Origin of the sequence: Micromonospora sp. NPDC049204, from assembly GCF_040647935.1 — a bacterium.
Classification (GTDB): domain Bacteria; phylum Actinomycetota; class Actinomycetes; order Mycobacteriales; family Micromonosporaceae; genus Micromonospora.
The window spans coordinates 1-25,513 of the sequence record NZ_JBEZDC010000005.1; the positions used below are offsets into that span (position 1 = coordinate 1).

The following is a 25,513-nucleotide window of genomic DNA, read 5'->3' on the forward strand; positions in this document are numbered from 1 at the left end:
GAAGCTCGCCTACGTGGCGGCCTTCGACCGGACGGCCAGCCGTCCGGACGCCATCGTGGTGCTGGACACCGATCCCGACTCCCCCGCCTACGGGGTCGACGGGCGGCGGCACCCGGGCCGCTCTGGCTCGGGGCAGGCGGCACCGCGGCCGCCGGCGGCACCGGCCCGCGCGCACGGGCCGGCTCGGCCGGCGCTCCCGTCCGCGGCCTGGCGGACTCTACCGGCGCACCCGTCCGCGGCCCGGTGGGTTCGGCCGGCGCACCCGTCCGCGGCCCGGCGGGTTCGGCCGGCGCACCCCCGCGCGGCCCGGCGGGCTCCACCGGCGGACCACCGTGGGGGCGGTGGGGTTCGGCCGGCGCGCCGTCCGGACCCAGTTCACCGCGTTGCTGCTTGGCCGAGCGGAGGTCGTCGATCCAGCCGAACTCCTCGCCGGCGACCGGCTCCTCCGGCTCGGCCTCGGCCGCCCGGCCTCGACCCCACCGGCGCGTCTTGGCGCGGGGATCGCGCCGTTCGTCCGGGCCCTCGTCCGGGCGGTCCCCACCACGCGATCTCACTGTTGACCCTCTCCTGCGGCGTCAGCGCCGCTGTCCTGCGTCGTGCCGGAGGTGCCCGTGCCCGTCGTCGGGCGGCCGTTCTCACCAGGAAGCGCGGACGCGGTCCGCGTCGTTACCGGCGGCTCGGCTGTCGGAGTGTCCGGACGGGTGGCCGGGGCCGGCAGGCCACGCACGATCCGGCGCAGCACCGGCAGCCGGTTGGCCACCGACCGTTCCGCGCCGTGCGGGCTGGGCTGGTAGTAGTCGGTGCCGACCAGGTCGTCCGGCACGTACTGCTGGGTGACCACGCCGCGCTGGTCGTCGTGCGGATAGCGGTAGCCCGTGCCGTGGCCCAGGCCGCGAGCGCCGGCATAGTGCGCGTCGCGCAGCCCGCGCGGCACGGGGCCTCCCCGACCGGCCCGGACGTCGGCGATCGCGGCACCGATGGCGGTGGTGGCCGAGTTGGACTTGGGGGCGGTGGCCAGGTGGATCACCGCCTGGGCCAGGTTGAGCTGCGCCTCGGGCAGCCCCACGTACTCGACGGCGTGGGCGGCGGCGGTGGCGACGCTCAGCGCGCCGGGGTCGGCCATGCCCACGTCCTCGCTGGCGAAGATGACCAGGCGGCGGGCGATGAACCGGGCGTCCTCACCGGCGACCAGCATGCGGGCCAGCCAGTGCACGGCGGCGTCCACGTCCGAGCCGCGCATGCTCTTGATGAAGGCGCTGACCACGTCGTAGTGGGCGTCGCCGTCGCGGTCGTAGCGCACCGCCGCGACGTCGACGGCCTGCTCGGCGGTGGCGAGGTCGATCCGCCCGCCGCCCAGCGCCATGGCGGAGGCCGCCGCCGCCTCCAGCGCGGTGAGTGCCTTGCGGACGTCACCGGCGGCGAGTCGGACCAGGTGGTCCTCGGCCTCCGGGGCCAGGGTGAGCACGCCGCCCAGGCCACGCTTGTCGGCGACCGCGCGGCGCAGCAGGCCCCGCACCGCCTCGTCGTCGAGCGGTTGCAGGGTGAGCAGCACGCACCGCGACAGCAACGGCGAGATGACCGAGAAGTACGGATTTTCGGTGGTCGCCGCCAGCAACGTGACAGTGCGGTCCTCGACCGCGGCGAGCAGCGAATCCTGCTGGGTCTTGCTGAACCGGTGCACCTCGTCGATGAAGAGTACGGTCTGCGGGCCGCCCGAGCGGCGCTGGCGGCGGGCCGCCTCGATCACCGCCCGGACGTCCTTGACGCCGGCAGAGAGCGCCGACATGGCGACGAAGCGCCGGTCGGTCGCCCCGGCCACCAGGTGCGCGATGGTGGTCTTGCCGCTGCCCGGTGGACCCCAGAGGATCACCGACATCGGGGCGCCGCCGGAGACCAGTTGCCGCAGTGGGGCGCCGGGGGCGAGCAGGTGGTCCTGGCCGATCAACTCGTCGAGAGTCACCGGGCGCATCCGGACGGGTAGGGGCGAGTCGTCGGCCACCGCGGTGAAGCCGTCGACACCGGCGGGACCGTCGGGCGCGCTGCGCGACCCGGCGGGTTCACCGAGGGAGAAGAGGGCGTCGGACTCCATCACGAAGACAGTACCGGGCCGGGCCCACGAGGCCAGAATCGCGCCGTGGGCCCGGCCCCGGTGATCGGTTCCGGTCAGCCACGGCCGGGGCGACGGCCCCGGTACCAGCGACCGCCGCCGCCACCGCCGCCACCGCGCGGGCCGCTGCCCACGCCGCCCAGGTAGAGCGCGAGCAGGAACAGACCGAGGAGCACGAGGGTGTTCCAGTTGAACAGGTCGGGTGCGCCGAAGTCGGTGTCGAGCAGATCGATCAGCAGGGCAAAGCCAAAGACGATGGCGGCCAGGATGGCGAGCATGTCGGTCCTCCGGTGGGGGTTCCCAGTAGGTCGGCGCGTGATGTACCCAATCGGTCGACTCGCCAATCTCCACCGTGGATCTGGGGTGTCCACCTCCGGACCGGGTGGACCGCCGCCCGGGTGCGTGCCCTCCTACCGTTGCGCCGACACGGGCACCGCGGTCGGCTCGACGGGCGTCGCGGCCCGACGGCCGGCCAGCCAGGCGGGCAGGTAGAGCGGCGCGGCGACGGCGAGCACCACCGCGCCGACCACCATCGCGGTGCTGACGCTGACGGCGGCGGCGATCGCGGTCAGGATCACCCCGCCGAGGGCGAAGCCGGGTTGCGCCATCATCGAGTTCAGCGAGAGAACGCTGGTCCGGTACGGGCCGTCGACCTGCCGGTGCAACAGGCCGCTGTGCAGCGGGTTGGACGCGCCGTGCACGGCATAGCAGGCCAGGTAGGCCACCAGCACCCCGACCGGCCCGGCGAACAGCCCCATCCCGACCACCGTGACGCCCTGCAGGATGCGCAGCAGCGCCGCTCCCGGAGCAGCCCCGAACCAGCGCAGCAGCAACGGGGTCAGCGCCGCGCCGGCGGCCGAGGCCAGCCAGGCCGCCGAGTTGGCCGGCCCGAGCAGCGCGGCGGCGCGTTCCGGGTCACCGATCACCTCAGCGAGCCGGACCGGCAGCAGCGACTCAAAGGTGACCATGCCGAAGCCCCAGAACAGCTCCACCAGCACCAGCGCCAGCAGCACCCGGGAACGGCGCAGCAGCCCGATCGCCTGGCCGATCATCCGGGGCGCCTGGACCACCGAGGCCCGCAGGGCCGCGAACCCGCTGGCCGGTCGCTGCTCGACCAGCAGGACGAGCAGCGCGACAAGCGACACCGCCTGCGCGATGATCGCGGCCAGCACGGGCACGGTGAGCGCGCTGACCCGCCCGATCGAACCCAGTGCGACCAGGCCGCCACTGAGCAGCGCGCCAGCACCGATCGCCCCGCCGCTGACGGTGCCGGCGTAGCCCAGTCCCCGCTCATACTCGGCATCCGGGTCCGCGGCCAGTGTGGCGTCGACGTACCAGGACTCCAACGGCCCACTGTCGAGTGCCCGGTAGATCCCCTGCACCGCATAGACCAGGAAGAACACCCAGAACGAGTCGGCCACCGCGAACAGCGCCAGCGAGACGAGGCTGAGCGCCCCGGCCACGACGAGCACCGGTCGGCGGCCGAGGGCGTCGGCCAGCCCGCCGGTGGGCAGCTCCAGCGCGAGCACCAGCAAACCCTGCGCGCTGAAGACCAGGCCGATCTGCGGCAGCGACAGGCCGCGCTCCTGCATCAGCAGGATCATGACCGGGATGATCAGACCCGTGGGCAACCAGCGCAGACCGTAGAGCGTGAGGTAGCGGAACCGGACCTGGCGTACGGTCAGCGCGCTCACGACGACACCTCACTTCGCGACTGCGGGGTTCGCAACACCGGCTCACTCCTCGCGCTCACCAGGCCACCGTTCGTTCGCGACTGCGGGGCTCGCAACACCGGCTCACTCCTCGCGCTCACCAGGCCACCGTTCGTTCGCGACTGCGGGGCTCGCAACACCGGCTCACTCCTCGCGCTCACCAGCGATCGTCCAACCGGGGGAAGCCGGCCAGGAACACGTGCACCGGCTTGGCGTCCGACGCCTCGGTGACCGCCTCCTCGCGGTAGCGCATCAGCACCGCCCACAGGTCGGCACTGAGGGCCCGCAGCCGGGTCGGGTCCAGCGGCAGCACCAGGTCGCTCATGCCGGCGGCGTCACGCCAGTCACGGGACTGGTGGTGCTCGACGGCCATCCACCGCTCGGCCAGCTCGGCCATCACCCGTACCTGGTCGCCCTGGATCCACTGCACGGCGGCACGGGCGTCCGGATCGTCGTCGAAGTCGGTGGGCTCGAAGTCGCTGACGTCGTGTGCGGCCTGCCACCATCGCTGCCGGCTGGTGCCCCGGTCGGGGTCCTCGGTCACCAGCCCGACGTCGGCGAGCTGACGCAGGTGGTAACTCGTGGCGCCGGTGTTGGTGCTCAACCGCTCGGCCAACGCGGTCGCGGTCGCCGGGCCGTCGACCCGCAGCGAGCCGAGCAGCCGCATCCGCAGGGGGTGGGCAAGCGTGCGAACCTGTCGGCCGTCCAGATGGACGCGGCGCTGCTCGACCGGTCGGTCGGGTGAAGGACTCTCCATTCCTGCACACTATCCCTGCACAACTCTTGTGCACAAGAGTTGTGCATGACATGTGTGCAAGGCTGCTCAGGGCGCGAGAAGTTCGCGTACTCCCCGCAGTCGCGTGCGGAGCAGGCCGGCGGCGCGAGCGGAGTCGAGGCGTACGTCGAGGGGGCGGGACAGGCCGGCGGCGGCCCCGGTGGTGGTTGTCAGCCCGGCCGCGTCCAGACCGAACCGCGTCGCGACCAGCAGGCCCAGGTCGGCGCGGCTGACGGCGTCCGGGCCGGCGACGTTGAGCAGACCCGTGTACGAGGAGGCGACCAACTCCAGCACGGCGTCGGCCAGGTCGGTGACATCGATCGGGCAGCGGGACTCGTCGGTGAACAGCGCCGCCCGGCCGGCGAGCGCGTCCCGGCAGAGCTGGATCTGCTTGCTGCCCTCCCCCAGGATCAGGGAGGTACGCACCAGGGCCGCACCGGGGTCGATCGCCCGCACGGCGGTCTCGGCCGCGGCCTTCGCCGCTCCGTAGGCGTGCACCGGGGTGGGTGGGTCGTCGTCGGCGTACGGCATGGGACGGCCGGCGTGCAGCGCGTCACTCGACACGTGCACCAGCCGGGCGCCCACCTCGGCGGCGGCGACCGCCACGTTCGCGGCGCCGTCGGCGGTGACCGCCCAGTCGTCGTACCGGTAGGGGGTCCCGACCACGGCGTCCGGTCGCACCTGCGCGACAAGCGCGCGCACGGCGGACCGGTCCGTCACGTCCAGCCGCCGCGCGTGCACGCCCGGCACCGCGAGCTCACCGGAGTGGAAGGTCCCGACCACAGCGAGCCCGGCGCGAACGCCCCGCCGACACACCTCGGAACCCAGAAACCCACTGCCCCCGACCACAAGCACCCGCATGCCAGCCCACTCCCCCACCGATGATCAAGAGGTTTGCGTCATCTCGCGGGGCGATGATGACGCAAACCTCTTGATCAACCAAGCGGGGGCGGGGGTGCGGTTAGACCGGGTCGGCTACCGGGGCTGCGGGGCCGGCCGTACCCGTGTGGGCTGTTGCGGGGGGCTTGGGCTTGGCGTCGATGCCGGCCTCGGTGCGCTGCTGGGCGGTGATCGGGGTGGGGGCACTGGTCAGCGGGTCGAAGCCGCCCCGGGTCTTCGGGAACGCGATCACCTCGCGGATCGAGTCCGCGCCGGCGAGCAGCATGCAGACCCGGTCCCAGCCGAAGGCGATGCCGCCGTGCGGCGGTGCGCCGTACTTGAACGCCTCCAGCAGGAAGCCGAACTTGTCCTGCGCCTCCTCGGGCGTGATGCCGAGCAGGTCGAAGACCCGCTTCTGCACGTCACCCCGGTGGATACGGATCGATCCGCCGCCGATCTCGTTGCCGTTGCAGACGATGTCGTACGCGTACGCCAGGGCCCGGTCCGGAGCCTCCTCGAACCGGTCGACCCACTCCGAGTTCGGCGAGGTGAACGGGTGGTGCACAGCCGTCCAACCGCCCTCGTCCGTGCGCTCGAACATCGGCGCGTCGACCACCCAGCAGAACGCCCAGGCGCTCTCGTCGATCAGACCGGACCGCTTGGCGATCTCGACGCGGGCCGCGCCGAGCAGCTCCTGCGCCTCCCGAGTGGTGGCGCTGGCGGCGAAGAAGATCGCGTCGCCCGGCTTGGCGCCGACCGCGTCGGCGAGCCCGCCCAGGTGCTCGGCGGAGAGGTTCTTCGCCACCGGGCCGCGCGCCTCGCCGGTCTCGGCGTCCAGCACCACGTACGCCAGGCCGCGCGCGCCACGCGCCTTGGCCCAGTCCTGCCAGCCGTCCAGCTCCTTGCGGCTCTGCGCCGCGCCACCCGGCATCACGACCGCGCCGACGTAACCGCCCGCGTCGATCGCCCCGGCGAACACCCGGAACGCGGTGCCGCGCAGGTAGTCGGTCAGCTCGGTCAGCTCGACGCCGTAGCGCAGGTCCGGCTTGTCGGAGCCGTACCGGGCCATGGCGTCGTGCCAGGTGATCCGCGGGATCGGCCCGGAGATCTCGTGCCCCGCCAGCTCCTTCCACAGCGTCGAGACGATCGCCTCACCGAGGTCGATCACGTCGTCCTCGGTGACGAAGGACATCTCGATGTCGAGCTGGGTGAACTCGGGCTGCCGGTCGGCCCGGAAGTCCTCGTCGCGGTAGCAGCGGGCGATCTGGTAATACCGCTCCATGCCGCCGACCATCAGCAGCTGCTTGAACAGCTGCGGCGACTGCGGCAGCGCGTACCAGCTGCCGGGCTGCAGGCGCACCGGCACCAGGAAGTCGCGGGCGCCCTCGGGCGTCGACCGGGTCAGCGTCGGCGTCTCGATCTCCAGGAAGTCCCGCTCGTGCAGGACACCCCGGGCCAGGTGGCTGGCGCGCGAACGCAACCGCAGCGCGTTCGCCGGCCCGCTGCGACGCAGGTCCAGGTAGCGGTACTTGAGCCGAATGTCGTCGCCGGCCTCGATCTGGTCGTCCACCGGCAGCGGCAGCGGCGCGGCCTCGGAGAGCACCTCCAGCTCGGTGACGGTCACCTCGACCTCACCGGTGGGCAGCTCCGGGTTCTCGTTGCCGGCCGGTCGGCGGGTCACCTCGCCGACGACCTTCACGCAGAACTCGTTGCGCAGCGCGTGCGCGTCCTCCTCGCGGAAGACCACCTGGACGACGCCGGTGCCGTCGCGCAGGTCGACGAAGATGACCCCGCCGTGGTCGCGCCGGCGGGCCACCCACCCGGCGAGCGTCACCGTCGAGCCGGCGTCCGCGGCGCGCAGGCTTCCGGCATTGTGGGTACGGATCACGGCTGGCAACTCCTCATCGTGGAACAGTCCTCACCCGCATTCTGTCAGGGGTGGCCGCCCCGCCTCCGGGCACCCGGCAGGCCGGCGCGATTCGCTGGTGGGGTGGACCGGCGAACCCGACTCCCCCGGCAGCCGCGCCGGTTAACGTGGCGAAATGCGGCCCGTACCGAACTGGGCCGTCGCCACGGCGGCGGCGGCGCCCGTGCTGCTGGTGGCCGGTTGGACCGTCGCGGAGGCCCGGCAACCCGCCGGGTACGACCCGATCCGGGACACCATCAGCGAGCTGGCGGGGCAGGACGCCACCGACGCCTGGATCATGGTGGTGGCGCTGGTGCTGCTCGGCTGCTGCTACCTGTCGGTGGCCGCCGTCCTGCACGCGGCCGGACTGCCCAGCCGGTTCCTGCTCGCGATCGGTGGGGTGGCCACCATCGCGCTTGTCGCGTTTCCCCGGCCGCCGGTCGGCGGCTCGGTCAGCCACGGCGTCGCGGCCACGGTGGCCGTCCTCGCCCTGGTGCTCTGGCCGGCCGGCTCGGCACTGCGGCTGCCGCGCGGTCACGACACCGCGCACCCCACCCGACCGGAGGCGCCCTGGGCGTTCCGCCGGGCGGTGGGGCTGAGCACCACCCTCGTGCTGCTCGCGCTCTTCGGCTGGTGCGCGTTCGAGGTGACGAGTGGGTCGCGCACCGGGCTGGCCGAGCGGGTCACGGCGGTGGCGGTCTCCCTGTGGCCGCTGCTGGCGGTCGTCTCCGCCCGGCGGGCACACCTCGCCTGGTCCGTCGGCGCCGCGACACCCACCGGTCCCGCCGTGGGTGTCGTACCCCCGGATCCCCTGCGACCCACCCAGCGGCCCGACCGGCTCGCGTGAGCCGGCGCGCGACGGCGCCCGGACGCGCGACGCGGGCCGCCGGAATCCTCCGGCGGCCCGCGGGCGGTGACGGGATCAGAAGACGCTGACGCCGTAGCGGCTCAGGGCCTCGGTGACGGGCTGGAAGAAGGTCGTGCCACCGGTGCGGCAGTTGCCACTGCCGCCGGAGGTCATGCCCAGGGCCGTGGTGTTGGCGAACAGCGAGCCGCCGCTGTCGCCCGGCTCGGCGCAGACGTTGGTGCGGATCAGGCCGGAGACGGAGCCCTCGGCGTAGTTGACGGTGGCGTTCGTCGCGTTCACCGTGCCGCCGCGCAGGCCGGTGGTGCTGCCGGAGCGCTGCACCGACTGGCCGACGGACGCGTTGCCGGCGCCGGTGATGTCCCGGTAGCTGCCGTTGTAGAGGTAGACGTTGCCGGCGGCGTTCGCCGAGTTGCTGTGCCGCACGATGCCGTAGTCGTTGCCCGGGAAGCTGGTGCCGGTCCGCGTGCCGATGAGGGCGGTCTGGGCGGAGTTCGAGTACCAGTTGGCGGAGATGTTGGTGCAGTGCCCGGCGGTCACGAAGGAGTAGGTGCTGCCGCTGCGCACGTTGAAGCCGAGCGAGCAGCGCCCGCCCCCGCCTGCGTAGATGGCCTGGCCGCCGGAGATCCGGGTGCTCAGCACGCCCGCCTCGGCCTCGACGCGGACCGCGCCGTTGGCCCGCGCGGCGGCGGCCTTGACCCGCTCCAGCTTGGCGCCGGTGACGGTGCTGTCGACGGAGACGACGACCTGGTTGGTGACCGGGTCGCTCCACCAGGCGGTGCCCGGGATCTTCGCGGAGCGCTCCAGATCGGCGGTGGCCCGGTTGAGTTCGCCGGCACCGCGGGTGACGTAGCGGACGGCGGCGCCGGCCTTGTTGGCCGCGCTCGCGGCGGCCGCGTCGGTCACCGTGACGACGGACCTGCCGCTGGCGTCGATGTACGAACCGGCCGAGCGGTCGCCGAGTTGCGCGGACAGCGCGGCCGCGGCGTCGGGCGAGGCGGCGGGTGCGGCCTGGGCGGGTGCGCCGATGAGCACACCGACGACCAGACTTCCGGAAACGGCGACAGTGGCCGCAACGCGGAATGTGGACCTCGTGGGTCGCATGTAACAACCTCCTGGGCGGGGGAGCGGGTCTCGCCGAGGTCGGCTGACCCGAGGGCAACCCGGCCGATCTGGGGAAACCGGCCAAGTGCACTGAAGTATTCACATACTTAAGATCATTGACAAGGCTTGGTTGAGCCCGGATTCAGCGAACGCAGCCGGCCACATCTCCGCAACACCACCGACACGATGGCGAACAGCCGCCGTCACACCCAACCCGCCCTCGGCGGGCATGGTTGTCGATGCCTTGTGACACCGGTCGGCGCGGGTCCGCCCGTCAGGGCGTACGGCGGCGGGCACCGGGGCCGGGGCGGGGAACCACGTCACGCACCCGCCCCACATCGTGTCCGTCGGCGCAGCGCAACTCGACGTGCACGAGGGCGCCGCAGTCACGGTGAGTGACGGTGAGCGGCGAGCCCTCGGCGTCGGCAAGGTGCCGGTCACCCCACCCGAGCACGGCCACCAGGACGGGCCAGAGATCCAGGCCCTTCTCCGTCAACAGGTACTCGTGGCGCAGCCGGCTCCCCGGCTCCCGGTACGGCTCGCGGCGCAGCACGCCCCGCTCGACCAGGCCGGCCAGCCGGTTCGTCAGCACCTGCCGTGGGATGCCGGTGCGTACCCGCATGTCGTCGAAGCGGCGGACGCCGGTGAACACCTCGCGGAGCACCACAAGGGTCCACCGCTCACCGAGGATCTCCATGGCACGGGCGATGGTGCAGTTCTCCACCGACCAGTCCAGCGCTGCGGGTCGCATCCGACCAGGCTAGGTCTCGTTGACAGACTCAGCAACCTGCTGCCAGGCTGCGTCGATGACGCAGACGCAGGAACCGGCGCGCAGCCGTACCTTCACCTGGGCGGACCCGGCGGTCAACGCCGCTCAGATCGGTCGACGCAGTGGCCTCGACATGCTCCGGGCGATGATCGCCGGCGAGCTGGCCGCACCACCGGTGATGCACCTCATCGACATGACCCGGATGGCGGCCGACGAGGGCGTGGTGGTCGTCGAGCTGACCCCGCAGGAGTTCCACTACAACCCGCTCGGCACCGTCCACGGTGGTGTCCTCTCGACACTGCTGGACACGGCCGCGGGCTGCGCCGTGCACAGCACCCTGCCGGCCGGCGTCGGCTACACCTCGCTGGACCTCAACGTGAAGTTCCTCCGCCCGGTCACCGTCGCCAGCGGCACGCTGCGCTGCGAGGGCACGGTGCTGCAGAGCGGCCGCCGGACGGCCCTGGCCGAGGCCCGCATCACCGACGCCAACGGCCGCCTGACAGCCCACGCCACCAGCACCTGCCTCCTCCTCCCCCAACCCTGACCCCGTCCCTGGATGGTTGATCAAGAGGTTCGCGTCAGGAAACGGGCTCCCGGTGACGCAAACCTCTTGATCAACACGGCAATTGGTGGGGGTGGGGGTTAGCGGAGGGCTAGGCGGGCGGCTCTTGCGTCGCGCTTTTCCTCGAAGCGGTTTGCTGCCTTGTCCAGGTTGTCCAGTTGGGCGGCGAGCTGCTCGCGGGCCGCCTCGCCGTCGGCGTCGAGACCTGTCACGTTGAAGACGTCCCACTGGCGCAACACCGGCTGGAGCACCTCGTCGCGGTGCTGGCGCAGGTCGTAGATGCCCGCCAGGGCGATCGCCACCGACTTGCGGGCGAAACCGTCGATGCCGGCGCCCGGCATCTGGAAGTCGGCCACCACGTCGGCGACGGCCCGCATGGCCTGACTCGGGGCCAGCTCGAACGCGGCGGCGAGCAGGTTGCGGTAGAAGACCATGTGCAGGTTCTCGTCGGCGGCCACCCGGGCCAGCAGTGCCTCACAGGCGGGGTCGCCGGTGGCCTTGCCGGTGTTGCGGTGCGAGATGCGGGTGGCCAACTCCTGGAACGAGACGTACGCCAGCGAGTGCAGCACCTCGTCGCCGTGGGCGTTGGTGTAGCCCTCCGACATGTGCGTCATCCGGGCCCGCTCCAACGCCACCGGGTCGACCGCCCGGGTGACGGTCAGGTAGTCGCGGATCGCGACCCCGTGCCGACCCTCCTCGGCGGTCCACCGGTGCACCCAGGTGCCCCACGCGCCGTCCCGGCCGAACAGGGTGGCGATCTCGTGGTGGTACGAGGGCAGGTTGTCCTCGGTCAGCAGGTTCACGATCAGCGCCGTGCGGGCCACGTCCGGGATGGTGGAGTCGGTCGGTGACCACGCCTCGCCGCCGAGCGGCCCGTCGAAGGTCCGCCCTTCGCTCCACGGCACGTACTCGTGCGGGAACCACTCCTTGGCGAGCGAGAGGTGGCGGTCGAGGTTGCGGGCAACCACCGGCTCCAACTCGACGAGCAGTGCGGTCTGACTGACTGTGGTGCTGACGGTCACGAGAAGCTCCCTACGGTGGCGTAACTTACGCTACCGTAGGTCCCCGCGGCCAGGAGCGCCAGTGGTGAGACTCAGCTGACCGTCGGTTTGCGGTCCGCCAGGGGTGGCATCCACTCCCCCGCACCGGCCGTGACCTGCTCACCCGAACGGATGTCCTTCACCTCGTCCGGCGCTCCGTCGGCACCCGGGAACCACACGTACGGGATGCCGCGCCGCTCGGCGTAACGGATCTGCTTGCCGAACTTCGCCGCGCTCGGCGAGACCTCGGTGGCGATGCCGCGGGACCGCAGCGCCGCCGCGATCCGGCCACTGGCCGGCCGGTGCTCCTCGTCGGCCAACGCCACCAGGACACAGGTGGGCACCGAGCGGGACACCGACAGGTCCCCCGCGCCGAACAGCAACCCGAGCAGCCGGGTCACCCCGATCGAGATACCCACCCCGGGGTACGAGACAGCGCCGGCGCTGGCCAGGTTGTCGTACCGGCCGCCGGAGCAGATCGAGCCGAACCGCTCGTAGCCGCGCAGCTGGGTCTCGTAGACGGTGCCCGTGTAGTAGTCCAGGCCGCGGGCGATGCGCAGGTCCGCGACGCAGAGGCCGGGTGAGTGCTCGGCGGCGGTCTGCACCACCCGGACCAGCTCCTCGATGCCCTCGTCGAGCAGCGGGTCACTCACCCCGAGCGCCCGCACGGCGTCGGCGAACGACGCGTCCGGCGCGGAGATCTCGGCCAGCGCCAGGCACGCCTTGGCCTGCGCCTCGCTCGCCCCGGCGGTCTGGGCCAGCAGCTCGGCCACCTTCGCCGGACCGATCTTGTCGAGCTTGTCGATCGCCCGCAGCGCCGCCTCCGGGTCGGTGAGCCCGATACCCCGGTAGAAGCCCTCGGGGATCTTGCGGTTGTTGACCTGGATGGTCACCGGCGGGATCGGCAGCGACCGCAGCGCGTCCCCGATGACCAGCGGCATCTCCGCCTCGTGGTGCGGGGCCAGAGTGTCCCGGTCGACGATGTCGATGTCGGCCTGGACGAACTCCCGGTAGCGCCCCTCCTGCGGCCGCTCCCCCCGCCACACCTTCTGGATCTGGTAGCGACGGAACGGGAAGGTCAGCTTGCCGGCGTTCTCCAGCACGTAGCGGGCGAACGGCACGGTCAGATCGAAGTGCAGGCCGAGCTGGTCGTCGCCGCCCGCGCCCTCGGCGTCGGCGTGCAACCGCCGGATCACGTAGACCTCCTTCGAGGTCTCGCCCTTGCGCAGCAGCTGGTCCAGCGGCTCCACCGCGCGGGTCTCCAGCGGCGCGAAGCCGTACAGCTCGAACGTGGCCCGGATCTTGTCGAGCACGAACTGCTCGATCATCCGCTGACCGGGGGTCCACTCCGGGAAACCGGAGATGGGCGTGGGCTTGCTCATCGGCGTACTCCTTGCGGTGCCGCGCCCGCGGCGCGGTGGTGTCGTGGGTCCGCGCCGCGGCGCGGACGAAAGATCTAGAGGCCCCGGGTGGGAGCGGCCGGCGTCGTGCCGGCCACCTCGACGAGGTACGGGTTGCTGGCGCGCTCGCGGCCGATGGTGGTGGCGGGGCCGTGGCCGGGCAGCACGACGGTGTCGTCGGCCAGCGGAAGGATCTTGTCGCGCAGGCTGGTGAGCATGGCCGGCATGCTCCCGCCCGGCAGGTCGGTGCGGCCGATCGACCCGGCGAAGAGGACGTCGCCGGACAGGCAGATCTCGTCCGCCTCCCAGCCCGAGCCCGCGCCGGGCAACCGGAACAGCACCGACCCGCCGGTATGGCCCGGGGCGTGGTCGACGGCGATCTCCAGGCCAGCGAGGGTGAGGGTGGCGCCGTCGGTCAGCTCGGCCACCTCATCCGGCTCGGTGTAGCTCAGTCGGCCGCCGAACAGCGACGTCAGGTCGGCGGAGAGGCCCTTGGCCGGGTCGGCAAGCATCTCCCGGTCGCCGGGGTGCACGTAGGCGGTGATGCCCCGCGCACCGCAGACCGGCGCGACCGAGAACGTGTGGTCGAGGTGGCCGTGGGTGAGCAGGACAGCGGCCGGATGCAGGCGGTGTTCGGCGAGCAGCGCGTCGAGCTGGTCGAGCACCCCGATGCCGGGGTCGACCACCACGCACTGCTCCCCCGGCGCGGTGGCAACCACGTAGCAGTTGGTGCCGAAGGCGTCCGCGGGAAAGCCGGCCACGAGCACGGGCGCTGTCCTTTCGTCGAACGGCTGTCGTCCTGCCCAGCAGCCTAACGGGCGCGCCGAGTGAGTTTGCCGCGTCCGTCCCGCGCGCCCCGCGGGACACAGTGACACCGCCCGATAAGCGCTGCTCGGAACGGGGTGGACCTCGTACACCACTTTCCCAGTCACTAGCCGTACACTCTGGCGGGCGTGTGGCGCGGCACACGTGACGCCCGGACGGGCCGGGACGCCCGGTCGCCGGCGACGACCAGGTAGAGGAAAGGGGAGCACCGGTGGCTTCCAGCAGGGACCGGCAGCGCAAAATGGCGCGGGCCAAGCTCGACCGGCAGTTGGCCCGCCGGGCCGCCGCCACGCGGCGGCGTCGGCAGATCCAGGCCGGCGTCGGCGCCGCCCTGATCCTCGTGCTGGTCGTGGCCGGCTCCGCCTGGGCACTCGGAGCGTTCGACTCCGACTCCAAGCAGAACACGGCAAACGAGGACACCTGCCTCTGGACGCCGCAGGACGCCTCGGCCAACGCCAACCTCAAGGACGTCGGCACGCCGGAGAGCAAGGGTCTGCCCACCGAAGGCACCCGGGCGATGACGGTGACCACCAACCAGGGCGGGCCGATCACCGCGGAGCTCAGCCTGACCAACTCGCCCTGCGCGGCGGCGAGCATCGCGCACCTGGCGAGCCGGTCGTTCTACGACAACACCAAGTGCCACGAGATCACCGCCGACGGCGCGCTGCGCTGCGGTGACCCGAGCGGCACCGGCCTCGGCGGCCCGACCTACTCGTTCTACGACGAGGAGCTGCCGACCGTGCCGTCGGCCAGCCCCGCTTCCGGCCAGCCGCCGACGTACCCGAAGGGCACCGTGGCGATGATCGCCAACCCGCCGGGCAGCAACGGCAGCCAGTTCCTGATCTTCTTCAAGGACTTCACCACCGCCGAGCCGAAGTTTCCGGTGATCGGACGGGTGACCGCCGGGCTGGACGTGGTGGAGAAGATCGGTGCCCTCCCGACCGTGGACAATGGGACCGGGGCCAAGGTCAAGCCCAGCACCGACGTGACGATCCAGAGCCTCACCGTCGGTGAGCCGGTCACCGCGGCGGCGCCGATGCCGTCGGCCTCCGGCGCGCCGTCCAGCAGCCCCAGCGCCGGCTGACCGGCCGCCACCACCCACACCCAAGCGGCACCCCAGCAGCAGACAGCCAGGAGGATCCAGGCGTGACGTCCACCAGAGAGCGGCAGCGCGCGGCGGCACGCGCCCGGCTCGAGAAGGAGATGGCCGAGCGGGCGGCCAAGGCCCGCAAGCGCCGGCAGACGCGGGCGATCGTCAGCGCGGCAGGCGCGCTGGTGCTCGTGGTTGCCGGCACCGTCTGGCTGGCGGTGAGCCTCGGCGGCGGCGACGACGACAAGAAGAACACCGCCGCGCCGGCCGGCGCGGCGGAGTGCGCCTTCAACGAGCTGCCGAAGGAACAGCGTCCCCCGCAGATCAAGGACGTCGGGCTGCCGAGCAACCAGCAGTCCGCCACCGGCGTGCAGACCATGACGATCGACACCAACCTGGGCCCGATCACGGCCAAGGTCGACCGGTCGAAGGTGCCGTGCACGGCGGGCAGCTTCAGCTATCTCGCGGAGAAGAACTTCTTCGACAACACCAAGTGCCACCGCCTCGTGAGCGAGGGCATCAAGGTGTTGCAGTGCGGCGACCCGAGCGCCACCGGCAACGGCTGGCGCCCCACCGACGGCCAGGGCGGCCCGAGCTACCGCATGGCCGAGGAGAACCTGCCCACCGACAAGCGCCCGCCGTACCCGGAGGGTGTCATCGCGATGGCCAAGTCGCAGGATCCGGGCAGCACCGGCAGCCAGTTCTTCATCGTCTACGGCGACTCGCCGCTGGACCCGGCGTACACGGTGCTGGGCACCATCACCGGCGGCATGGACCTCGTCAAGGACGTGGCCAAGGCCGGTGACGACGGCGCGTTCGCCCAGCAGGCCGGTGGTGGCCACCCGAAGAAGGAGGTCATCATCAAGGACCTCGCGATGAGCCCGCCGCAGGGCTGACCCCCGCGCTGACGACCAGGCGCCCGCCGGCTGAGCCGGCGGGCGCCTGTGTGTCCGGGGTACGCGTCAGGCGCCGGAGGTGACCCGGTACGCGTCGAAGACGCCATCCACCTTGCGGACCGTGGCCAGCAGGTGGCCCAGGTGCTTCGGGTCGGCCATCTCGAAGCTGAACCGGCTCACCGCCACCCGGTCGCGGGTGGTGGTGACGGTGGCGGAGAGGATGTTGACCCGCTCGTCGGAGAGCACCCGGGTGACGTCGGCCAGCAGCTTGTGCCGGTCCAGTGCCTCGACCTGGATGGCGACCAGGAAGGTCGAGGCGGAGGTGAGCTTCCAACTCACCTCGACCACCCGCTCGCTCTGGGCCCGCAGGTCCTCGGCGTTGGCGCAGTCGTCGCGGTGCACGCTCACCCCGCCGGAGCGGGTGACGAAACCGAACACCGAGTCCGGTGGGACCGGGGTGCAGCAGCGGGCCAGCTTGATCCAGACGTCGCTGACGCCGCGGACCACGACACCGGGGTCGTTGCTGCTCTGGCGGCTGCGCGGTGGCCGGGTGGCGACGGCGGTCTCGGCGATGTCCTCCGCCGCGCCCTCCTCGCCGCCGTACGCGGCCATCAGCTTCTGCACCACCGACTGGGCGGAGACCTGGCTGTCGCCGACCGCCGCGTAGAGCGACGCCACGTCGGCCAGGTGCAGGTCCCGCGCGATCGACATGAGCGCGTCGGAGGTGAGCATCCGCTGCAACGGCATGCCCTGCTTGCGCATCGCCTTGACGATCGCGTCCTTGCCGGCCTCGATCGCCTCCTCGCGCCGCTCCTTGTTGAAGTACTGGCGGATCTTCGTACGCGCCCGCGGGCTCTTCACGAAGCCCAGCCAGTCCTGCGTCGGGCCGGCGGTCTCGGACTTCGAGGTGAAGATCTCGATCACGTCGCCGTTGGACAGCGTCGACTCCAGCGGCACCAACTTGCCGTTGACCCGCGCCCCGATGCACTTGTGCCCCACCTCGGTGTGCACCGCGTACGCGAAGTCCACCGGCGTCGACCCGGTCGGCAGCGGGATGACGTCACCCTTCGGGGTGAAGACGTACACCTCCTGGCTGGACAGGTCGAAGCGCAGCGCGTCCAGGAACTCGCTCGGGTCCGCCGCCTCCCGCTGCCAGTCGAGCAACTGCCGCAGCCAGGTCATCTCGTCGATGTGCGCCGGCGGGCCGACGATCTGGGTGCCCTTGTGCTCCTTGTACTTCCAGTGCGCGGCGATGCCGAACTCCGCGGTGCGGTGCATCGCGTACGTGCGGATCTGCATCTCCACCGGCTTGCCGGTGGGCCCGATCACAGTCGTGTGCAACGACTGGTACATGTTGAACTTGGGCATCGCGATGTAGTCCTTGAACCGGCCCGGAACCGGCTGCCAGTTGGCGTGGATGACGCCCAGCGCCGCGTAGCAGTCCCGAACCGTGTCGACCAGGATCCGCACCCCGACCAGGTCGTAGATGTCGTTGAAGTCACGACCCCGCACGATCATCTTCTGGTAGATCGAGTAGAGGTGCTTCGGCCGTCCGGTGGTCTCCGCCTTGATCTTGGCGGCCTTGAGGTCGGTGCCGACCTTCTGGGTGACCTGCCGCAACAGCGTCTCGCGCTGCGGCTGGTGCTCCCCGATCAGCCGGTTGATCTCCTCGTAGCGCTTCGGGAACAACGTGCCGAAGGACAGGTCCTCCAGCTCCCACTTGATCGTGTTCATACCGAGCCGGTGCGCCAGCGGCGCCAGGATCTCCAACGTCTCCTTGGCCTTCTGCTCCTGCTTGGGGCGGGGCAGGAAGGTCAGGGTGCGCATGTTGTGCAGTCGGTCGGCCAACTTGATCACCAGCACCCGCGGGTCCTTGGCCATCGCCACGACCATCTTGCGGATCGTCTCGGCCTTCGCCGCGTCACCCAGCTTGACCTTGTCCAGCTTGGTGACGCCGTCGACCAGCAGGGCGACCTCGCCGCCGAAGTCGGCGCGCATCGCGTCGAGGGTGTACTCGGTGTCCTCGATGGTGTCGTGCAGCAGCGCGGCGACGAGCGTGGTGGTGTCCATCCCCAGGTTGCCGAGGATCGTCGCCACCGCGAGCGGGTGCGTGATGTACGGGTCACCGGACTTGCGGTACTGCCCGGAGTGCCACCGCGCGGCCGTGTCGAAGGCGCGCTGGAGCAGCCGGGCATCGGCCTTGGGATGGTTGTCCCGGTGGCTCGCGATGAGCGGCTCCAGCACCTCGCTGACCTGGGAGGTCTGCCAGGGCGCGTTGAACCGGGCCAGCCGGGCCCGCACCCGCCGACCGGTGGGCGCGTTGGACAGCCCGAAGCCACCGCTCGGCGACGGGTCGACGCCGGCGTCACCCGGGAACGGCACCACCACCCCGTCGGCGCCGGGAGACGCCTCGACGCTCGGCGGGCCGCTGATCGGTCGTGCCGCGCTCTCGCCCGCAGCCCGGCCAGAGCCGCTGCCGGCGCCCGTGACCCGGGCTGGCGCGTCGCCTGCCCGGTCAGTCACCGTGCCGTCAGCGTCGCCTGTCGGGTGCACCGTGCCCTCCGCCGGAGGGACGACATCGTGGGACACCGGCCTCCTCACCGCTCGCCGGGAAAACACCTGCCGAACAATCGGCCGGCCTGGTCTCGCGCCGCCGGACGGCGTACCGCCGGCGTCAGCAATGGGCAATGCTACCCGCACGCACGGTCCGCTGCCGCTCCGCCGGACGGTCGGCACAGGCTCCGCCCGACCAGTCCACCATCAAACGGTCAGCCCGCCACCGAACGACTCAAACGGTCAGCAGGGCATGGACGGGACGCGGCGCCAACCGCTCCCGCCCACCCAGGAAACCGAGTTCCAGCAGCACGGTGAAACCGGTGACGGTGCCGCCGGCCCGCTCCACCAGGTCCAACGTCGCCTCGGCGGTACCGCCGGTCGCCAACACGTCGTCGACCACCAGCACCCGGTGCCCGGCGGTGAAGGCGTCCTCGTGCACCTCGAGGGTGGCCTCGCCGTATTCGAGCGCGTAGGAGACCGAGTGCGCCGGGCGGGGGAGCTTGCCGGCCTTCCGGACCGGCACCACGCCGACCCCGGCCGCGTACGCCACGGCCGCGGCGACGACGAACCCGCGTGCCTCGATGCCGACCACCACGTCGAAGGCGTCCCGACCGTGGTACGCGACGATCCCGTCGATCACCTCACGGAACGCCTTCCCGTCGGCGAACAGCGGCATCAGGTCCTTGAACATGACGCCGGGCTTGGGGAAGTCGGGCACGTCCAGCACCCGGCTGGCGACCAGTCGGGCGGCCTCCGGGCCGCTGTCCCCGCGCGCCGCGGTGCTGTGGGTCTCCGTCATGGCTGTTCCGCTCTCCTTCAACGACGACGGCGTCCGGCAGTGCTGCTCGCACAGCATGCCGGACGCCGTTCGGTTGTGTCGTGGCGGGTCAGCGCCGTTTGGCGCCACCCGGCCGGTTGCCGCCACCACCGGGGCGACCGCCCCGGGCACCGGTCGGCCGCTTGCCCGCCGGGCGAGCGCCCACCTTGGGCGCGGCGCCGGCCAGCGCGGCAGCGTCCGGGTCGAGCGACTCCTCGGTCACCTGACCCTGGGTCGGGCTCACCGCACCCTTGCCGGTGACCTCGCCCCGGGCGAGCCCGCTGCGCCGGGCCAGGACGCGCTTGTTGTGCGCCTGGATCCGCGGGTCGTAGTTCTTCAGCAGGGCCAGCAGCGGCGTGGCCACCAGGATGGAGGTCAGGAACGCCACCGCCATACCGACGAACAGCACCAGGCCGAGGTCCTTCAACGTGCCGGCGCCGAGCAGACCGGCACCGATGAAGAGCAGACCGCCGACCGGCAGCAGGGCGACCACCGAGGTGTTCAGCGACCGCATCAGGCTCTGGTTGACGGCCAGGTTGGCCGCCTCGGCGTACGTCTGGTTGTTGTTGGCGGTGATGCCGCGGGTGTTCTCCTGGACCTTGTCGAAGACCACCACCACGTCGTAGAGCGCGAAGCCCAGGATCGTGAGGAACCCGATGATCGTCGACGGGGTGACCTCGAAGCCGACGAGCGAGTAGATGCCGGCGGTGAGGATCAGGTTGGTGAACAGCGACGCGACCGCCGCGACGGCCATCCGCCACTCGAAGCGCAGGATCAGGTAGACCATCACCAGCGCGATGAAGATGACCAGACCGAGTACGGCCCGCTGGGTCACCTGACTGCCCCACGCCTCGCTGACCTGGTTACCGCTGATCTGGTCCGCGTTGATCCCCAGATCCTCGGCGATCTGACCCTTGACCGCGTTCGTCTGCTCGGCGCTGAGCTGCGGCGTACGCAGCTCGTAGGTGTCACCACCGGTGCCGCCGACCTTCTGTGCGGTGGCCACCTTGATGCCGGTGTTCTCCGCGGCGAGGGCCGAGTTGACCTCCCGCTCGGCGTCTTCCAGGGTGCCGACACTGGCCGGCACCTGGAACGAGTTGCCGCCGGCGAACTCGATGCCGAGGCTGAACCCACGCAGCCCGAAGCTGAGCAGCGCGATCAGGATCAGGACACCGGCGACGCCGAACCAGAGCTTGCGGCGGCCGACGACGTTGAGACCGGCCTCGCCGTTGTAGAGGCGGCTCGCCAGACCGTTTTCAGCCATCTCAGGCCTCCTTGGCGCGCGGGTTGCGGGGCTGAGTCTGCTGGCTGCGGGCCGGCAGTGCCCGGCCCAGGCCGCTGACCCGCGGGGACAGGAACGCCCGGGTCCGGGCGAACATCGTCATGATCGGGTGCCGGAAGAGGAAGACCACGACCAGGTCCAGCACGGTGGCCAGACCGAGGGCGAACGCGAAGCCCTTGACCGTGCCGACCGAGACCACGTAGAGCACCACGGCGGAGAGCAGGGTGATCGCGTTGGCCGAGATGATCGTGCGACGAGCCCGCATCCAGGCGCGCGGCACCGCGCTACGCGGGCTGCGCCCCTCCCGGATCTCGTCCTTCAACCGTTCGAAGTAGATGACGAACGAGTCCGCCGCCACACCGAGCGAGACGATCATGCCGGCGATGCCGGCGAGGGTGAGCGTGAAGCCGATCTGCCGGCCGAGCACCACGAGCGCGCCGAAGACCAGCAGCGCGGAGAGGATCAGGCTCAGGAAGATCACCGAGCCGAGCAGCCGGTAGTAGAAGAACGCGTAGATGATGACCAGCAGCATGCCGATGCCGGCCGCGAGCAGACCGGCACGCAGGTGGCTGGCACCCAGCGTCGCGGTGACGTTCTGCGCCTCCTGCTGCTTGAACGTCACCGGAAGCGCGCCGAAGCGCAGCTGGCCGGCGAGCGCGCTCGCGTCCTTCTGGTTGAAGTTGCCGGTGATCTGGGAGTTGCCGGTCAGCACGCCCTGGATCTCCGGCGAGGAGACGATCTCGTTGTCCAGCACCACGGCGACCCGGCACTTGCCGTCCTGGCCGAGTGCGGTCGCGTCGCAGGCCTGGCCCTCGTTGTTGAACGACTCACGGGTGAGGTCGGTCCACTTGCCCTGACCGTCGCTCTTGAAGTCGAGGCTGACCACCCAGGCGTTGGTCTGGTCGAGCACCGCGTCGGCGTCGGACACGTCGGTGCCCAGCACCTTGGCCTGGTCGAGCAGGTACTTCGAGGCGCCGTCCTCGCAGGAGACGACCTGCTGCTTCGGCTCGGAGATCGACGCCGGGGGGCGCTCGTCGAGCTGCTTGCAGCCGATGGTCGGCACGTTGAACTGCATCTGCGCCGACAGCACGGCGACCTCTTGCGGCGACAGCTCGCCGAACGGCTTGAGCTTGTCGGCGAGCGACGGGTCGGCGGTCAGGTCGGCCGGGGCCTGCAGACCGTTGGCGGCCTGCCAGGCGGCGGCGCCGACCTTCTGCTCGACGGCCTTGCGCTGCTCCTCGATGCTGGCCGGCACCGGCTCCGCGCTGGCACTGGCACTGGGCGCCGCGGCACTCGCCGAGGCGGACGCGGACGGAGTCGGCGTGGCGCTGGGCGCCGGGGCCATCCCACCCTGACCGCCGCTGGGCGACGGGCTTATCTTCGGCGCGCCGCTGCCCGACGGGGTCGGGGTGGCGCCGCCGGACGGCGTCGCGCTGCCGGACGGGTTGGGAACGGCGCTGCCGGACGGGGTGGGCGCGGCCGGCGGCGGCACGGCGGCCGTCCCGCTGCCGTCGGCACCCTTGAGCACCTTGCGGAAGCGCAGCTCGGCGGCGTTGCCCACGTCTCTGAGGTCCCGGTTCTCACCGGGCAGGGAGATGACGATGTTCCGGTTGCCCTCGGTGACCACCTCGGCCTCGGCCACGCCGAACGCGTTGACCCGGCTCTCGATGATCTGCCGAGCCTCCTCGAGATTCTCCGCCGTCGGCGCCTTGCCGCCGATGCTGTTTCTCGCCTCCAACGTCACCCGGGTGCCGCCGATGAGGTCCAGACCGAGCCGAGGCTCGAGCCGATCCTTCAGGCTGCCGCTGGCACCCGAGAAGAACACCAGAAGATAGAGGACGACGAAGATGAACCCGAGCACGGCGAGCTGCCGCCCGGGGCGCATCTGTCCCTGAGGTGGTGCCACGGCTGTCCTGTCTCCCTGTGCGGTGGCGCCGCTGTGCGCAGCGGCGGCGGTGTCGGGCCGGGGGTCCCGGCTGACGGGCTGACCTGAGCCGACGAGATGCCGACACGTGGTCCGGACACCCAGCGCGGAACGCCGATGGTCACGGGTACGTGCCGACGCCCGACGTCGACCCAACTATCCAGTTTTCACGTCTGGTCCGCTGCCCCGTCGGGCGCGGTGGCCCGGAAGCCGGTCGACCGGCCGTACGCCGGACTCGCCACCCCCGGAGAAGACGTCATTCCTTGATGACGTCGGCGTCCCCGCTGACCGGCTCGCTCGGCAGCTCCGCGCGGGTGACCACCCGGGCGATGGCGGCCCGCGCGTAGCGGGTCTGCACACCAGGGGCCACCTCGATCAGGACGGTGTCGTCCTCGATGCCGGTGACCGTGCCGTAGAGCCCGCCGATGGTGACGACCTCGTCGCCCGGGCCGAGCCCGGACTGCATCGACTCAGCCTCGCGGCGGCGCTTCTGCTGGGGTCGGATCATCATGAAGTACATGACACCGAAGAGCAGGACGATCATCAGGATCGGCGTGATACCGCCACCTGAGGGGCCCGCTGCTATGTAATTCACGGTTACTGACCTTCCCACTGGCCACCGGCCCGGCACCTGGGTGCCGGAGCGGAGGCGGAATCTCACGTCCTGTACAGACCGCGGCGAAGTCTAAACCCTGCACCTGAGAACACCGAATGCGGCACAGATCACGTTCACATCACGGCTGATCGGTATCCATCGAGAACAGATCGGGCACAGGCGGACTATCCATACCAAAGGTACCATTCGGCGGAGTGCGCCCCAGATGCCGCCAGGCGGCCTCCGTGGCCACCCGCCCCCGCGGCGTACGCGCCAACAGACCAGCACGGACCAGAAACGGCTCGCAGACCTCCTCGACCGTGTCCGGCTGCTCCCCCACCGCCACGGCAAGGGTGGACAGACCCACCGGCCCACCCCGGAACGAGTCGACCAACGCGGTCAGCACCGCACGGTCCAACCGGTCCAACCCGAGCGCGTCCACGTCGTACACGATCAGCGCCGCACGGGCGGTGTCGACATCGACCACGCCGTCGGCCCGCACCTCGGCGTAGTCGCGGACCCGGCGCAGCAGCCGGTTGGCGATCCGCGGCGTGCCCCGGGACCGACCGGCGATCTCGGTCGCACCCTCCGGGGTGATCGGCACACCCAGGATCCGCGCCGAACGGTGCAGCAGCGTCTCCAGATCCGCCGGAGCGTAGAAGTCGAGGTGGGCGACGAACCCGAACCGGTCCCGCATCGGACCGGTCAACAGACCCGAGCGGGTCGTCGCGCCCACCAGGGTGAACGGCTCGACATCCAGCGGGATCGCCGTCGCCCCCGGCCCCTTGCCGACCACCACGTCGACCCGGAAGTCCTCCATCGCGCTGTACAGCAACTCCTCGGCCGGACGCGCGATGCGGTGGATCTCGTCGATGAAGAGCACATCGCCCTCGGTGAGACTGGTCAGGATCGCCGCCAGGTCCCCGGAACGCTCGATGGCCGGGCCACTCGTCACCCGGATACCCGCGCCCAACTCGGCGGCGACGATGTTGGCCAGACTCGTCTTGCCCAGACCGGGCGGGCCGGAGAGCAGGATGTGGTCCGGTGGCGACCCCCGCCGCATCGCGCCCTGCAACAACAGGTCGAGCTGATCACGCACCCGGTCCTGGGCGATGAACTCGGCCAACCGCCTCGGCCGGACCGTGGCCTCCGCGTCCCGGTCGGCGTCACTGACGTACGCCGAGACAAGCCCGTCGGTCTCGCTCACCGTGCCCTCTTCACTCGCGACTGCGGGGCTCGCAACCCCGGCTGACTCCTCGCGCACACCGCGCGGGCGCTCACCGGGTCCGACCCAGCAGGCGGATGGCCTGCTTGAGCAGGACCGGCACCGGCGGCGTCTCACCCTCGATCGACTCGGCCACCGCGGCCACCGCCTGATCGGCCTGGCCAGCCGTCCAACCCAGTCCGACCAGCGCCTGCCGGACCTGGTCCGACCAGCTACCGCGGGTCACCCCGGTCACCCCGTCGACGCCGATCGGCACCGGGCCGATCCGGTCGCGCAGTTCCAGCACCAGGCGCTCGGCGCCCTTCTTGCCGATCCCGGGCACCCGGGTCAGGGCGGCCGTGTCGGCGTTGGCGATGGCCTTGCGCACCGCGTCCGGGCTGTGCACGGCAAGTACCGCCTGGGCCAGTCGCGGACCCACCCCGCTGGCGGTCTGGAGCAACTCGAACAGCGACTTGGCGTCGTCGTCGGCGAAGCCGTAGAGGGTCAGCGAATCCTCCCGCACGATCAGGCTGGTGGCGAGCCGGGCGACCTGGCCGACCCGCAGCTCCGCGAGGGTGCCGGGGGCGCAGTGCACGGCGAGACCGACACCGCCAACCTCGATCACGGCCTGGTCCGGACCCGTCGCGGTCACCGTGCCGCGCACGCTGGCGATCATCGTGCTCCTCCTCGTCGTGCCCGGTCGGCTGCCGCGGCCAGCTTCGAGCGGGTCCCGCCGCGCCACACGTGGCAGATGGCCAGGGCGAGCGCGTCGGCGGCGTCGGCCGGCTTCGGCGGCTCGGCCAGCCGCAACAGCCGGGTGACCATCGCGGTCATCTGCGCCTTGTCCGCCTGACCGGACCCGGTCACGGCCGCCTTCACCTCGCTCGGCGTGTACGTCTGCACCGGCAGTCCGGCGCGCGCCCCGGCCAGCACGGCGATGCCGCTGGCCTGCGCGGTGCCCATCACCGTACGCACGTTGTGCTGACTGAACACCCGCTCGACGGCGACGCTCTCCGGCTGGTGCTCGGCGACCAACTTGTTGAGCGACCGGTCCAGGTGCAACAGGCGCAGCGCCAGGTCGTCGGCCGGGTCGGTGTAGACCACGTAGTAGGCGATCAGAGTGCAGGGACGCCCGGGCACACCCTCGACCACACCCACCCCGCACCGGGTCAGCCCCGGGTCGACCCCCAGCACCCGCACGCCGC

23 protein-coding genes are annotated in these 25,513 nt (G+C 71.5%); 4 read left to right on the plus strand and 19 right to left on the minus strand.

What is annotated here, in order from left to right; all coding sequences use genetic code 11:
• Positions 1-550: 550 nt before the first annotated feature.
• From AB0A90_RS11430 to aspS, 6 genes are all read right to left on the minus strand, one after another.
• Positions 551-2,089, minus strand: coding sequence for a replication-associated recombination protein A (locus tag AB0A90_RS11430; RefSeq protein ID WP_357245220.1), 1,539 nt, complete (start codon positions 2,087-2,089; stop codon positions 551-553).
• Between the two features lie 74 nt (positions 2,090-2,163).
• Positions 2,164-2,385 (minus strand): hypothetical protein, encoded by a 222-nt coding sequence (locus tag AB0A90_RS11435; protein WP_357245222.1) that lies wholly within the window; start codon positions 2,383-2,385, stop codon positions 2,164-2,166.
• A 132-nt stretch (positions 2,386-2,517) separates the two neighbouring features.
• Entirely contained in the window at positions 2,518-3,801 is a 1,284-nt protein-coding gene (locus tag AB0A90_RS11440) for an MFS transporter (protein WP_357245224.1), read from the minus strand.
• Between the two features lie 175 nt (positions 3,802-3,976).
• Positions 3,977-4,576 carry a helix-turn-helix domain-containing protein gene (locus tag AB0A90_RS11445; RefSeq protein ID WP_357245226.1) on the minus strand — a complete coding sequence of 200 codons (600 nt, stop codon included), beginning with the start codon at positions 4,574-4,576 and terminating at the stop codon, positions 3,977-3,979.
• 66 nt (positions 4,577-4,642) lie between these two features.
• Entirely contained in the window at positions 4,643-5,455 is an 813-nt protein-coding gene (locus AB0A90_RS11450) for a sugar nucleotide-binding protein (RefSeq protein WP_357245228.1), read from the minus strand.
• Between the two features lie 100 nt (positions 5,456-5,555).
• On the minus strand, positions 5,556-7,361 hold the full coding sequence (aspS, locus tag AB0A90_RS11455; protein WP_357245229.1) for an aspartate--tRNA ligase: 1,806 nt from the start codon (positions 7,359-7,361) through the stop codon (positions 5,556-5,558).
• A gap of 154 nt (positions 7,362-7,515) precedes the next feature.
• Between aspS and AB0A90_RS11460 the strand changes: the two genes are divergently transcribed.
• On the plus strand, positions 7,516-8,226 hold the full coding sequence (locus tag AB0A90_RS11460; protein WP_357245231.1) for a DUF998 domain-containing protein: 711 nt from the start codon (positions 7,516-7,518) through the stop codon (positions 8,224-8,226).
• A gap of 75 nt (positions 8,227-8,301) precedes the next feature.
• Here AB0A90_RS11460 and AB0A90_RS11465 read toward each other — a convergent pair whose 3' ends face one another.
• Together AB0A90_RS11465 and AB0A90_RS11470 are read right to left on the minus strand one after the other, a co-directional pair.
• Positions 8,302-9,348 (minus strand): S1 family peptidase, encoded by a 1,047-nt coding sequence (locus tag AB0A90_RS11465; RefSeq protein WP_357245233.1) that lies wholly within the window; start codon positions 9,346-9,348, stop codon positions 8,302-8,304.
• Positions 9,349-9,622: 274 nt separating this feature from the next.
• Positions 9,623-10,099, minus strand: a complete 477-nt coding sequence (locus AB0A90_RS11470) for a helix-turn-helix domain-containing protein (RefSeq protein ID WP_357245235.1) — start codon at positions 10,097-10,099, stop codon at positions 9,623-9,625.
• A 55-nt stretch (positions 10,100-10,154) separates the two neighbouring features.
• On the opposite strand from AB0A90_RS11470, the gene AB0A90_RS11475 reads away from it, so the two are divergent.
• Entirely contained in the window at positions 10,155-10,661 is a 507-nt protein-coding gene (locus AB0A90_RS11475; protein ID WP_357245237.1) for a PaaI family thioesterase, read from the plus strand.
• A gap of 98 nt (positions 10,662-10,759) precedes the next feature.
• Here the strand turns inward: AB0A90_RS11475 and AB0A90_RS11480 are convergent, their stop codons facing one another.
• From AB0A90_RS11480 to AB0A90_RS11490, 3 genes are all read right to left on the minus strand, one after another.
• A complete protein-coding gene (locus AB0A90_RS11480; RefSeq protein WP_357245239.1) occupies positions 10,760-11,701 on the minus strand; it encodes an acyl-ACP desaturase in 942 nt (313 codons plus the stop codon).
• A 71-nt stretch (positions 11,702-11,772) separates the two neighbouring features.
• On the minus strand, positions 11,773-13,101 hold the full coding sequence (gene hisS, locus AB0A90_RS11485) for a histidine--tRNA ligase (protein WP_357245241.1): 1,329 nt from the start codon (positions 13,099-13,101) through the stop codon (positions 11,773-11,775).
• Between the two features lie 74 nt (positions 13,102-13,175).
• Complete coding sequence (locus AB0A90_RS11490) at positions 13,176-13,886, minus strand: MBL fold metallo-hydrolase (RefSeq protein WP_357245243.1); 711 nt, start codon at positions 13,884-13,886, stop codon at positions 13,176-13,178.
• Between the two features lie 269 nt (positions 13,887-14,155).
• On the opposite strand from AB0A90_RS11490, the gene AB0A90_RS11495 reads away from it, so the two are divergent.
• Entirely contained in the window at positions 14,156-15,028 is an 873-nt protein-coding gene (locus AB0A90_RS11495) for a peptidylprolyl isomerase (protein WP_357245244.1), read from the plus strand.
• Positions 15,029-15,090: 62 nt separating this feature from the next.
• A complete protein-coding gene (locus AB0A90_RS11500; protein WP_357245246.1) occupies positions 15,091-15,930 on the plus strand; it encodes a peptidylprolyl isomerase in 840 nt (279 codons plus the stop codon).
• A 66-nt stretch (positions 15,931-15,996) separates the two neighbouring features.
• Here AB0A90_RS11500 and AB0A90_RS11505 read toward each other — a convergent pair whose 3' ends face one another.
• From AB0A90_RS11505 to ruvC, 8 genes are all read right to left on the minus strand, one after another.
• Positions 15,997-18,519, minus strand: a complete 2,523-nt coding sequence (locus tag AB0A90_RS11505; protein WP_357245248.1) for a bifunctional (p)ppGpp synthetase/guanosine-3',5'-bis(diphosphate) 3'-pyrophosphohydrolase — start codon at positions 18,517-18,519, stop codon at positions 15,997-15,999.
• A gap of 199 nt (positions 18,520-18,718) precedes the next feature.
• Positions 18,719-19,285, minus strand: a complete 567-nt coding sequence (locus AB0A90_RS11510) for an adenine phosphoribosyltransferase (RefSeq protein WP_357245249.1) — start codon at positions 19,283-19,285, stop codon at positions 18,719-18,721.
• 88 nt (positions 19,286-19,373) lie between these two features.
• Positions 19,374-20,567, minus strand: a complete 1,194-nt coding sequence (gene secF / locus AB0A90_RS11515; RefSeq protein WP_357245252.1) for a protein translocase subunit SecF — start codon at positions 20,565-20,567, stop codon at positions 19,374-19,376.
• A 1-nt stretch (position 20,568) separates the two neighbouring features.
• Complete coding sequence (gene secD, locus AB0A90_RS11520) at positions 20,569-22,491, minus strand: protein translocase subunit SecD (RefSeq protein WP_357245254.1); 1,923 nt, start codon at positions 22,489-22,491, stop codon at positions 20,569-20,571.
• A gap of 274 nt (positions 22,492-22,765) precedes the next feature.
• Positions 22,766-23,104, minus strand: a complete 339-nt coding sequence (gene yajC / locus AB0A90_RS11525) for a preprotein translocase subunit YajC (protein WP_357245256.1) — start codon at positions 23,102-23,104, stop codon at positions 22,766-22,768.
• Positions 23,105-23,243: 139 nt separating this feature from the next.
• Positions 23,244-24,311 carry a Holliday junction branch migration DNA helicase RuvB gene (ruvB, locus tag AB0A90_RS11530; RefSeq protein ID WP_357245258.1) on the minus strand — a complete coding sequence of 356 codons (1,068 nt, stop codon included), beginning with the start codon at positions 24,309-24,311 and terminating at the stop codon, positions 23,244-23,246.
• A 70-nt stretch (positions 24,312-24,381) separates the two neighbouring features.
• Entirely contained in the window at positions 24,382-24,984 is a 603-nt protein-coding gene (gene ruvA, locus AB0A90_RS11535; protein ID WP_357245260.1) for a Holliday junction branch migration protein RuvA, read from the minus strand.
• A complete protein-coding gene (gene ruvC / locus AB0A90_RS11540; protein ID WP_357245262.1) occupies positions 24,981-25,508 on the minus strand; it encodes a crossover junction endodeoxyribonuclease RuvC in 528 nt (175 codons plus the stop codon). The genes ruvA and ruvC overlap by 4 nt, the downstream gene beginning before the upstream one ends.
• Positions 25,509-25,513: the final 5 nt, after the last annotated feature.